Genomic DNA, 10,184 nt, shown 5'->3' with positions numbered 1-10,184 from the left:
GAATTCTTTTGTGAATTCTAAAAAGTTACCGTGTGTGGTTTCTTTTGTGGATTCTTTAAAGGTAACCTTCGTTAACCATTTGTGGAATCCTTTGTGAATCCTTTTATGAATTCCTTTTTGGATTCCTTTTAGGGTTCTAATTGAATTCCATTTTGGGTTCGCTTTAGTATGATTTTTATCGTTTTTTTTGGGGGGATTCATAATTGAATTCAACTTGAATTCATTGTTGGTGCCAGATTGGTGATTCTATGTTGGACTCATGCGTTAGTCTTGGGCGTGCCCCGTTGGGGACGGCTGTCGTGCTGCGCAGGGAGCCGGCCGGCCGTCTCCCCCCTGCGGGCTTCCATCCTCACGCAACCCCGCTTGCAGCCGGCGATGCCGGCGCCGCACTCACTGTCCTGCAGCCTGGCTGCAGGACGCTGTTGACGCCCCGCCGGCCGCTGTCGCGCCGTCGTGTCGGGTGGGTGCCCGTTCATCCTTCCGTGGTACGCCTGCCGCAGTCAGTCTTCCCGCCGCAACTGATAACAGCACAGCGTCTCGCTTGAACACCAAGGGGTGAAATGCACTCCGCCAAAAACTTTTTCCTCTCTTCGGTCAAAAAAACTTTTTGTCTCCGCCCCTTGGTGCCGCTCATCGCCGTGCTGAATCAGTTTATTGCGACGGCGAATACTCACAGCGGCATCAAACAACCACCCGGAGGAATGCAACATGCACCCACAAAACGTCAACGGCGCGACAACGAAGCCTACAGCAGCATCCGCACAGACCAGCAGTGCTCTGACCATCCCGCAGGTGTATGACCTGTTTTGCTATGTGAAGGCGGTGTGCGGTCGTTCAACCGGCAGCATTGAACCGCCGGTCGTACCAGCAGGGGCGGAAGAGCTGTTCGCGGACTTTGGGGATTTCGACACGATTTCGGTGTGGACAGTCGGAGGCTGGCCGGTGGCTGCCAGCGATCAGATGACGATGACCCACTGGCGCATGAATTCAGGGCAATAAAAAAGCGGCATCGCTGCCGCTTTCTCACCGCCAGCGCGGAAACCCCACTTCTGACGCTGGCTCAACAGGCAATAACTTGAAGGAGCTACACCATGTCTATGACCGAGTCTAAAGCACCAACCAAGGGCAAGACAACCCGTCCGGCCAAAACCACCGCGAAAAACGCGCTTACGGAAAAAATCGAGGCGGCGCTGGCCAAGGCCATACGCAAAACCGCCACGCTCGGCCAGCTGGTGCTGACCGACCTGAACGTGCGCAAGAAAAAATCCTCGCAGGCGTCGATCGAGGGGCTGGCCGCTTCCATCCGTTCTGCCGGTCTGCTGATGAATCTGGTCGTGTTCGAAATTGAGGATGGCCGCTACGGCGTCGCCGCCGGTGAGCGCCGCACGCTGGCGCTGCGCTGGTTGATGGAACAGGAGAAAGACGCCGACAAGACCACCCCGGACGGCATCGTGACCGACGATTACCCGGTCGAGGTGTTGGTCGTCAGCAAGGCGATGGCGCGTGTGGTGTCGATGATGGAGAACAGCCAGCGCGAGCAGATGCACCCGGCCGATCAAGTCACGGCGTTCCGCGACCTGTCTGCAGACGGGCAAACCCCGGCACAGATCGGCGATCTGCTCGGGTTCAGCACGCGCCACGTTCAGCGCTGTCTGCGTCTGGCAACGATGGCGCCGGTGCTGCTCGATGCGCTGGCCGACGACCAGATCACTCTCGACCAGCTGCAGGCGTTGTCGGCCACCGACGATCATCAACGTCAGTGTGACGTGTGGGAGAACGCGCACGGCTGGGCGGCTGCGCCGCAGCACCTGCGCGAGGCGGTGCTGAAAGGCGAAGTCTCGGCCAGAGACAACAGCCAGCTTGCGTTCGTCGGGCGCGAGACCTACGAGGCGGCGGGCGGCACCTTCAAATTCGACCTGTTTACCGACGAGGGCTTTTTGACAGAACCGGCGATGCTGGAGCGTCTTGCCCGCGAAAAACTACACGCGCTGGCGCAGCAGGTGGCCGAGGACGAGGGCTGGAGCTGGGCGGAAGGGCGTATTTCGGCCATTAAAACGTGGGGTGAGGATGCGGAGATTTACCGCGAGCTGGCCGAACCGCAGCCGGAATTTACCGCTGATGAACAGGCCGAGATCGCCCTTCTGAAAGCACGGTTCCGCGCGCTGGAAGTGGCATTTGAGGTGGCGGATGCCGATACCGATACCCACGCACTGAACGTCGAGCGCGATGCTGTCGAGGCCGATATTACGCGGTTGACCGCGCAGGCCATCGTCCGTGCATGGCCGCAGGGGATGCGCAGCAGCGGCGGGGTAGTGGCGTCCCTGCGTGGCGACAAGGTGGTCTACCAGCGCGGGATCGTGCTGCGGGCGAGTGAAGCAACGACCGGGAATGGCGCTGATGACAACGGCGAGGGCACGGCGACCTCCGAAACGGCAGCACCGAAAACCAAGGAGAAAGGGCTGTCGTCGGCGCTGATCACCAGTTTGTCGGCGGAGCGCACGCTGGCGGTGATGGGCGCGCTGGTCGAAAACCCGAACGTGGCGCTGGCGCTGCATACCCACACGCTGGCCGTGAAGGTGTTCGGTTCGCGCTACGCCGGTTCGCTGCTCAAAACCGACCTGACGCCCAAACGTGCGGAGCTGCTGAGCAAAGCCCCGACGGCGGAAGGCAGCCGCGCCGATCGCCAGCTGGGTGAGCTGCACGCACAGTGGGTGGCGAAATTGCCGCCGGAGTGGAATACCGATTTCTCATGGTTGCTGACGTGGGAACAGGCCGAGGTCGTGGCGCTGCTGGCGTACTGCGTCGGCCTGTCGCTCGATGCCGTGCACCAGTGGCCTGCCGGTAATGGCAAGGTTGGTGATGCCCTGACGCCGCTCGAGCACGCGCTGGATTTCACGCTGCGCGACTGGTGGCAACCGACCAAGGCCAATTACTTCGGGCGCATCAGCAAGGAGCTGATGAGCGATGCACTACTTGATGCCGGGAAGGTGGCGCAGGCGGCCTCGGTGCTCAAGATGAAGAAGGGCGACGCCGCGCAGCTGGCCGAGGATGAACTGACCGCCAGCGGCTGGGTGCCGGAGTGCCTGCTGCCGGTGGCCGAGGACACCACCACTTTACAGGACGCTGACAACAGCGCCGCCGCCTAACCGACAGGGAGCTGCCGCCCATCGGGCGGCAGAAAACAGCGATGAAAAATGCATTCAATCTGGAAACACTGACGGCGATGAGCGCCGACGAACTGGAGCAGTACCGCGATCGGGGCAGAGAGTATCGGGTGATGATCAACTGCGCGGTGCTCGGTCAACTGGCTGTGCCGGAAGGCTGGCACGTGGCGGCGGAAGAGGGCTGCGAGTTCTGTGGGCGCGTGCCTGTGGTGTGCCGGATAAGCCCGGCAGGGGATGAGGCGACGGCGCTCTATTTGTGCAGCGCGGGCGCGGAGGTGCCGAACTGGTCAATGACGCTGCCGTTTGACGGCGGTCAGTCGCTGGCGTGGCTGTACCTGGATGAGCATTACACCCCGGCCACGGTCAACCGGGTGCTGCATACCGTGGCGGGCTATTACCGGCTGGGGTTCTGGCGGCCGGAAAAGCTGGCGGTCGCGCTGCGGATGGGAGGGCATTGCCTGTGATCCCGAACCATCTTGCTCTGGTGCCGTGGCACCCGTACCGGCAGGCCGTCTGGCAAGCCATCGCACAGGTCGAAGCCCGCCGTGAAGCTGGCAGGCGGTTATCCGCCTACCCGTATGCCACGGCGTTTTTCCGCCAGTTAACCGGGCGGCTCACACTTTCAGCCAGGGACATCCGCATGATAGACGTGACCTACCGGCCCGGCGATCGTCGCCGCGCCACGCGCAAGGAAGACTATATTGACGCGCTCGACACGCTGATTGCCAGCCGGGGGGAGCACTGTTATTCCCCGTTGCCGGGCGACACCCGTGACACGCTGTTCCCGGAAGTGAACCGTCGCCGCCGTCAGCGCTTCGAGCACCGGCTGACGATGAAACACACCCGTCAGGCGCGCATCGACGCCACACTCCGGCGGCACAAGCGGCGACGCTATCAGGTGCGGCTGGCGCAGGCGGAAATCGAGCTGGCGTTCATCACGCCGGGCGAGCTTGACCGCTGGGTGCGACGTGCGCAGCAGCAGGGAGTTGCCGAGGATGATTTGAGCGGGCTGGTGATGGCGTGGACGGCGCGGTTTCCGTGCCTTGCCGAATTGGATCGTTATCTTTGGGCTGACATGCCGTTCTGGGAGGCGCGTCTTCAGGTCAGTCTGATCAGTGCTGAGTTATCCGCTGAAACGCATAGCGATAACGCGGCGCGGCTGCCGAATCGCCTGGAAGGCCGCTAACCCCGGACAACAGGCTGCAGTGGCTGCGCCACTGCGGCTTGTTGCTCTCTCATTCCTGTGCCAGGTATGCCTCATCCTTCAGCAGGGGAGAATACTTCTGTTGATAGAGCCGAGGTGATGGTCGGGCAGGGATGTGCTGCTTCTGAACGACTTGCCTGGCGAAACGATGCGGCGCTGGGCGTCCGGGCGCGCTGTCGTGCTGCGCATGGCGCCGGCAAGCCGTCGCCCCCCTGCGGGCGTCCATCGCTGACGCGAAAGGCACGCTTGCAGCCGGCGGTGCCGGCGCCGCTTCTCACTGTTCCTCGCCCTGGCGAAGAACGCTAAGGTCGCCCCGGCTTTTCGCCGTGTCGGGTGTGTTCCTGCTCAGCTTACCGGTGGTTATCTCTCATCGGCCCTTACGCGGCCGCTTTTGTAGCACCGTCGCCCGCGTGCCCGCAAGGGTGAAATGCACGCCGCAAGCGGCGCCCTTGCGTTCCCCCGTTCGCCGTCGCTACGTCAGCTTTTCGCCGCGCAAGGTTCCGACGAGAGATAAATCAACCACCCAGGAAGGAAAGCAGCATGAACACACAAAACGTCAACGTCAACTTCAAAACCGCCACGAAGGGACGCTCTAAGAGATATGGGAAAAAATCCATTGTCAACGGATCGTCTGATGATTGGGATGTAAAAGCCTGCCTGTTCGTTACGCAGGCGATCGGCCGCTTTTCTGTCAAATTCTCGGCGCCCTGCATCGGGGGCACGGTGAACCTCAATTGCAGCCACATCACCAACGCCTGCAATCCGTTTGATGCCGTGGCGCGATTCGTGCTCGAAACCAGCGCGAAGGGCTGCACGGTGTACGCCGTGGAACAGGTCGAGCCTGTGCGCCCTGTTTGCCTGAGCACAACCGGGTATCGCTTTATGCAAAAAGGTTTCATCTGGCTGTGTCTTGATACCGGCGTGATCGTTGAAGTGTCAGAGGATGGCCGGATGCGGCGCGGGGATGATGGTTGCACGTTGCCGTACTACGGCACGTTAACCCGCATTTAACCGGTGGAAAACCACCATAACAGAGGAGAAAAAACGATGTATCAAACCGAAATCAGCACTGAAAACCGCATGGCGTGGGATGCAAGTACCGAGGCCGCTTATTGGCAGCTGAGGGAGCAAGAAGCACGCACAGAAGTCGTGGAGATCACCCTGACGGAGTTTATGGACGCGATCGCGGTGTTGTACCCGAAAGACTGGGAGGGAGATGCACATAGCGAAACTTTCAAGCTGGCCGAAATGTACTGCGGGGACGTTACCTACATTTTCGCCAAAGTCGGCGATCGCTATTTTAAGTTCCGTGACGTGGTGACGTTATCGCATAGCGCCATTTTGGCGCGGATCAATAAGGAGGTGCTAAGCCGGGAGACGCAAGCCCGTAAATGAAAAAAGCAGGCTTTCGCCTGCTCTCTCGTGCCGGTTAGCCCTAGGAAAGTTGGCCGGCATTCATCAATCAGCATGGAGATCAACCATGAAATCGAATGTAAGCATCATGACAGTAACCGACGAGTATGTAAAGCGCCTACAGGCGGAGTGCGAGCAGGTGAAACGCCAGCGGCGGATCGCGCGCGGCGATATAGCCGCCGCCGACGTCGATCCGGATCTGCGGTCGTTCGGGCGTCATATCGCCGGATGTGTTCGCAAGGGCAAATCGGTGCGGGTGCCGTCGATGCGGGGCAGTGAGTGGGGGCACGTTCTGCGTGCGCTGGAGTTAACGCGGGCAATGGCCTGATAACGCGAGCCGCCCCGTACCGGGCGGCTATTCACTGACCCGGAGGTTAATTGATGTCACAACTCTCTTTTGATGCCCTGTTTTCCGTGCCCGTCGATGCAGTGCGCCCGGCGGAAAAGAACGTCAGGGCTGATGCGTTAGAACAGCCAAAACCCGCCGACCCTGTACCGGGACGAAAACGGACAATCACCGGCGATGATCCGCGCAAGGCGTTTTTGAGTACGTTTCGTGAAACGGCGCGTTATCACCATCGCTACGAAGTGTTCAGCGATTTTGTGAAACTGACGGCCTGTGCGCTTGAAAATCTGCTGTTAAAGTCGCCGGACATCGAGGCGGAGTATCTGGCCACCATCCAGCGCTATGAAAAAGCCGACCAGCAGCGCATGGCGCAGTTGTATTCATGGCTGATCATCGGGCTGGATCAGGACATGGGGGATTTTCTCGGCTCGCTGTTTATGGAGCTGGAGCTGGGCAGCGGCAACATCGGCCAGTTTTTCACGCCGTTCCATCTCTCCGAACTGATGGCGGGACTGGTAGCCGGTGATCGGCTGGCGGCGTTGGACAATGAGCCGTATATCACGCTGTCCGAACCGACCTGCGGCGCGGGCGGGATGGTGATCGCGTTTGCCAAAGTGATGCTGGCGCGCGGATATAACCCGCAAACGCAGCTGCGCGCCGACTGCGTGGACATCGATCCGGTGGCGGCGCGGATGTGTTACATCCAGTTGTCGCTGCTGGGTATCCCGGCGCGCGTGGTGATCGGCAACAGCCTGACACTGAAGTATCAGCGCGAGATGTATACGCCGTTTTGGTATCGCGTGACGTCCACGCGCTGGCCGATGTATCGCTAACACCCGAGGCGGGCAGGGCGATCCTGCCCGATAACGCATGGCAGAAAACGACACGCTGCCGCTACCGGGCGAATTTACCGATCGGGGTGTGAACCTTTGGGCATTTTTTGCCGACGCCGTGTGCTACCTGGTAACGGTGGCTTCGGTCAGCACCGCGCGGTAAAAGACGAACAGAACGAAAGGCCGGAGCCTGCGGCACCGGCCATTCTTTCCCTTCTCGCACACTGTCAAAAAGACCTGGTGGCGATTTCCCTACTTCTCCCTTGTTGGCTGCCGGTATTTCTTCGGTGAATCGGGTTTCCGCAGGATGCCTGGGCGTGCCCTTCGGGCCCGGCTGTCGTGCTGCGCAGGGAGCCGGCCCGCCGTCTCCCCCCTGGCGGGCTTCCATCCGTCACGCGATGGGCTCGCTTGCAGCCGGCGATGCCGGCGCCGCTTTTCACTGTCCCTCGCCCTGGCGAGGAACGCTAAGTTCGCCCCGGCTTGTCGCCGTGTCGGCCGTGTTCCTCCTCGCTGCGTTTCCGGTGCGCCATCGGACGGCCGTTCCCCGGCGGAGGGCTGTTCGTAGCACCGTCGCGTCGCCCCGCAAGGGGTGAAATGCACTTCACCGAAAACTTTTTCCAGGTAAAAACTTTTCGTCTCGCCCCTTGCGTGTCTCCTTACGCCGTTGCTCCGTCGCCCTTTGCCGCCAGGGAACTCACCGAACGATGGAATAACCACCAGAGAGGAGCAAGCGCAGGATGAACACGCAAAACGTCAACACCGCCACCAAAGAATCTTCCAAACGATGGGCGGGAAAATACCCCGACGCGGAAAGCATCATGATCCGTCAACTGGCATTGATGGAGGAATTGCACGGCGTGTATTTGTCCCCTGACGAACTGGCGCAATCGATGTATGAAATTTTTAACACGATGACGGATCGGGTGGTGTTTAACGGCGTCGATAACTCGCCGTCCGATAAACCGAAAATTGCGTATGCCGTCGCGCAACATTGGATTAAGGCGCAGCGTCTGGCCGGTACGTATTTTGGCGAGACCGGCGTCATTGCCTGGGAACATGCGCGTTATCGGCTGCACCTTCAGCTGGCTATCAATCACTCATACCGTTAATTCATCGCCGGTCTAAAAAAATTGTCCGGCATTACTCAAAGAGAAAGGAGAATATCATGCGTCTGACTTCCCGTTTTGGCCGTTATAACGCCATCCGTAAAGACCGTCCGTTAACCAACGACGAATTAATGAACGTGGTGCCGAGTGTGTTTTCAGAAGATAAACACGATTCGCGCAGTGACCGCTATACCTACATCCCCACCATTACGCTGCTGGATAAATTACGCGAGGAAGGTTTTCAGCCGTTTTATGCCTGCCAGACGCGCGTCCGGGATGAAAGCAAACGCGGCCATACCAAACACATGCTGCGGCTGCGTCGGGAAAATATGATTGTCTCCGGCAATAAGGAAGTACCCGAAATCGTATTATTGAACAGCCACGACGGGAGCAGCAGTTACCAAATGATCCCGGGGATGTTCCGCTATGTCTGTGCCAACGGCATGGTATTTGGTCAATCGTTCGGTGATGTTCGTGTCCCGCATAAAGGGGATGTGGTCGGTCAGGTGATTGAAGGTGCCTATGAAGTGCTCGGCATATTTGACCGCGTCGATAATGACCTCGATACCATGAAATGCATTTCACTGACCGAGCGCGACCAGGAATTATTTGCGCGGGCGGCGTTAAGTTATCGCTACGAGTATGAAGATAAATCCCCAATCACGCCGTCCCAGGTTTTGCGTCCGCGTCGGCGTGAAGATTACGGCAACGATTTATGGACGACATTCCAGCGCGTTCAGGAAAACATGATTAAAGGCGGATTACCCGGTAAAAGCTCGACCGGGAAAAATACCCGGACTCGGGCGGTCAACGGTATCGATGGCGATATAAAACTGAACCGTGCGTTATGGTTGATTGCGGATGAATTCAAAAACCGAATGAAATAACAGGGTGCCCCGGTAATGACGCCCATCAATACCGGGGCCGAACACTGCTACAGAACGTACAGTTTAACACAGCGCGGACAGTATGAAATAACGGGGTGAAAGATGCAAACGGAAAATGTACGGGTATGCAGTACGGCACATTTTACATCGGAAGATAACGAGCTGTTAGCGACAATGGCAGGGCAGGCGGCTTTTCGTTCCTGGGTGGTTAACATCCAGTACGGTTATATTCTGGTGCTGACGGATTATCGCCGGCGGCTGCGGGTATTAAAGTCGCAAGGAGCGTCAAAAGCGCTGAGGCGGTTTTTAATTCATCAGATAAAATATCACCGTACAGGCTACATCCATTTTGATTGTGATGCGCCCATTCTCCCCGGTCACGAGGTTTTTGAATGGTAGCGCGCTGATAAGAGCCGTCCCCATCGTGGGGGCGTCTCTTATTCTCCCCGCCCGCCCAGCGGGAAATACATTTCCCGCTCCCGCTGCCCCAAAGGGGCGCCCAGGTTAGCACCAAAAAACGGTAACGTTTTTTGGTGGTGTCCGTTAACTCTGCGATCCGCTTACCCACATCTACACAATCGACGTTATTTCACCTTGCGCCGGTGAAATAACCGCTCCCGTTCGTTTCCCATTAAGGTGATGGGAAACTTCACTGGCTTTGTCTTATGTGCATATGTGGATAAACTACGGGTTCTGGACGAGGAGGGGTTGCTGCTTGCTGGCTTTTATCGCCCGGTAGGTCTTTTCGATTTTGCTTGCATACTTATAACGTCGTTGCGCCTGCTTAGGCGAATCTTTAAATCCTGCATTATAAGCACCTACTGCCTGCCAGGTCGCTCCCCACTTCTTAAAGGCAATCGCGAGATAATAAGCACCGGTGTAGATGTTCATGCACGGATCTTGCTTCAGGTGCCGTTCTGAAACCCCTATCGATGAGAGCGAGTTAAAGTGCTGGGAGTCAATTTGCATTAACCCCACGCCGTACCCTGTTGTAGGATTTGGACCGATAGCCACGGGATTAAACCGTGACTCGTTCCATGAAATAGCACGTAGCAGATCCGGGTCGATGTGATAATCACGACCCGCCATGTCAAAACAATCAGCCATAGCGGCCGTTGAACTGAATAGCATTAACGCTGCGATGAGGTTCTTCATGTTATCCTTAAAATCCCTAGCCCTGGTGAAAATCTAGCCTTTTCGGGATCTCGAGTCAACAAATTCGCGCTCTTTG

14 protein-coding genes are annotated in these 10,184 nt (G+C 58.1%); 12 read left to right on the top strand and 2 right to left on the bottom strand.

The features are described from left to right. Positions 1–201 (bottom strand): hypothetical protein (locus tag HWW83_RS25615; RefSeq protein WP_218035870.1); only part of this gene is annotated, 201 nt, incomplete at its 3' end. A 507-nt stretch (positions 202–708) separates the two neighbouring features. Between HWW83_RS25615 and HWW83_RS24450 the strand changes: the two genes are divergently transcribed. The 12 genes from HWW83_RS24450 (at position 709) to HWW83_RS24400 (ending at position 9,352) form a co-directional block, all read left to right on the top strand. Continuing rightward, positions 709–999: a ribulokinase gene (locus HWW83_RS24450; RefSeq protein WP_176589677.1), complete on the top strand. Its 291-nt coding sequence runs from the start codon at positions 709–711 to the stop codon at positions 997–999. 92 nt (positions 1,000–1,091) lie between these two features. Beyond that, the gene (locus tag HWW83_RS24445) at positions 1,092–3,146 is read left to right on the top strand and encodes a ParB/RepB/Spo0J family partition protein (protein WP_255326678.1); all 2,055 of its coding nucleotides are present in this window, start codon (positions 1,092–1,094) and stop codon (positions 3,144–3,146) included. A gap of 41 nt (positions 3,147–3,187) precedes the next feature. Beyond that, on the top strand, positions 3,188–3,628 hold the full coding sequence (gene psiB, locus HWW83_RS24440) for a conjugation system SOS inhibitor PsiB (RefSeq protein ID WP_176589676.1): 441 nt from the start codon (positions 3,188–3,190) through the stop codon (positions 3,626–3,628). After that, the gene (locus HWW83_RS24435) at positions 3,625–4,350 is read left to right on the top strand and encodes a plasmid SOS inhibition protein A (RefSeq protein WP_176589675.1); all 726 of its coding nucleotides are present in this window, start codon (positions 3,625–3,627) and stop codon (positions 4,348–4,350) included. Before psiB ends, HWW83_RS24435 begins: the two co-directional genes overlap by 4 nt. 558 nt (positions 4,351–4,908) lie before the next feature. Further along, positions 4,909–5,379: a protein TraE gene (locus HWW83_RS24430; protein WP_176589674.1), complete on the top strand. Its 471-nt coding sequence runs from the start codon at positions 4,909–4,911 to the stop codon at positions 5,377–5,379. A gap of 36 nt (positions 5,380–5,415) precedes the next feature. Then, positions 5,416–5,763: a hypothetical protein gene (locus HWW83_RS24425; protein WP_172691772.1), complete on the top strand. Its 348-nt coding sequence runs from the start codon at positions 5,416–5,418 to the stop codon at positions 5,761–5,763. Positions 5,764–5,848: 85 nt separating this feature from the next. Beyond that, complete coding sequence (locus tag HWW83_RS24420) at positions 5,849–6,109, top strand: hypothetical protein (RefSeq protein ID WP_094887931.1); 261 nt, start codon at positions 5,849–5,851, stop codon at positions 6,107–6,109. A gap of 53 nt (positions 6,110–6,162) precedes the next feature. Beyond that, positions 6,163–6,960 (top strand): N-6 DNA methylase, encoded by a 798-nt coding sequence (locus HWW83_RS24415; RefSeq protein WP_176589673.1) that lies wholly within the window; start codon positions 6,163–6,165, stop codon positions 6,958–6,960. A gap of 37 nt (positions 6,961–6,997) precedes the next feature. Continuing rightward, entirely contained in the window at positions 6,998–7,123 is a 126-nt protein-coding gene (locus HWW83_RS25750) for a hypothetical protein (RefSeq protein ID WP_255326676.1), read from the top strand. A 574-nt stretch (positions 7,124–7,697) separates the two neighbouring features. Next, positions 7,698–8,069: a dehydrogenase gene (locus tag HWW83_RS24410; RefSeq protein ID WP_176589672.1), complete on the top strand. Its 372-nt coding sequence runs from the start codon at positions 7,698–7,700 to the stop codon at positions 8,067–8,069. A gap of 56 nt (positions 8,070–8,125) precedes the next feature. Then, a complete protein-coding gene (locus HWW83_RS24405) occupies positions 8,126–8,953 on the top strand; it encodes a DUF932 domain-containing protein (RefSeq protein ID WP_176589671.1) in 828 nt (275 codons plus the stop codon). Between the two features lie 102 nt (positions 8,954–9,055). After that, positions 9,056–9,352, top strand: a complete 297-nt coding sequence (locus HWW83_RS24400; protein WP_172691719.1) for a DUF5983 family protein — start codon at positions 9,056–9,058, stop codon at positions 9,350–9,352. Positions 9,353–9,637: 285 nt separating this feature from the next. Here HWW83_RS24400 and HWW83_RS24395 read toward each other — a convergent pair whose 3' ends face one another. Further along, a complete protein-coding gene (locus HWW83_RS24395; protein ID WP_164058097.1) occupies positions 9,638–10,108 on the bottom strand; it encodes a transglycosylase SLT domain-containing protein in 471 nt (156 codons plus the stop codon). Between the last annotated feature and the right edge of the window lie 76 nt (positions 10,109–10,184).

Origin of the sequence: Serratia ureilytica (genome assembly GCF_013375155.1) — a bacterium.
In the GTDB taxonomy this organism is placed as follows: Bacteria; Pseudomonadota; Gammaproteobacteria; order Enterobacterales; family Enterobacteriaceae; genus Serratia; species Serratia ureilytica.
The sequence above is the reverse complement of the archived record's forward strand: the minus strand, read 5'-3'. Positions and strand labels throughout refer to the sequence as shown.

What these genes read in the sequence shown, in the direction of transcription:
- HWW83_RS24450 (WP_176589677.1), top strand. Translation starts at nt 709, where the DNA reads ATGCACCCACAAAACGTCAACGGCGCGACAACGAAGCCTACAGCAGCA.
- HWW83_RS24445 (WP_255326678.1), top strand. Translation starts at nt 1,092, where the DNA reads ATGTCTATGACCGAGTCTAAAGCACCAACCAAGGGCAAGACAACCCGT.
- psiB (WP_176589676.1), top strand. Translation starts at nt 3,188, where the DNA reads ATGAAAAATGCATTCAATCTGGAAACACTGACGGCGATGAGCGCCGAC.
- HWW83_RS24430 (WP_176589674.1), top strand. Translation starts at nt 4,909, where the DNA reads ATGAACACACAAAACGTCAACGTCAACTTCAAAACCGCCACGAAGGGA.
- HWW83_RS24425 (WP_172691772.1), top strand. Translation starts at nt 5,416, where the DNA reads ATGTATCAAACCGAAATCAGCACTGAAAACCGCATGGCGTGGGATGCA.
- HWW83_RS24420 (WP_094887931.1), top strand. Translation starts at nt 5,849, where the DNA reads ATGAAATCGAATGTAAGCATCATGACAGTAACCGACGAGTATGTAAAG.
- HWW83_RS24415 (WP_176589673.1), top strand. Translation starts at nt 6,163, where the DNA reads ATGTCACAACTCTCTTTTGATGCCCTGTTTTCCGTGCCCGTCGATGCA.
- HWW83_RS25750 (WP_255326676.1), top strand. Translation starts at nt 6,998, where the DNA reads ATGGCAGAAAACGACACGCTGCCGCTACCGGGCGAATTTACCGATCGG.
- HWW83_RS24410 (WP_176589672.1), top strand. Translation starts at nt 7,698, where the DNA reads ATGAACACGCAAAACGTCAACACCGCCACCAAAGAATCTTCCAAACGA.
- HWW83_RS24405 (WP_176589671.1), top strand. Translation starts at nt 8,126, where the DNA reads ATGCGTCTGACTTCCCGTTTTGGCCGTTATAACGCCATCCGTAAAGAC.
- HWW83_RS24400 (WP_172691719.1), top strand. Translation starts at nt 9,056, where the DNA reads ATGCAAACGGAAAATGTACGGGTATGCAGTACGGCACATTTTACATCG.
- HWW83_RS24395 (WP_164058097.1), bottom strand. Translation starts at nt 10,108, where the DNA reads ATGAAGAACCTCATCGCAGCGTTAATGCTATTCAGTTCAACGGCCGCT.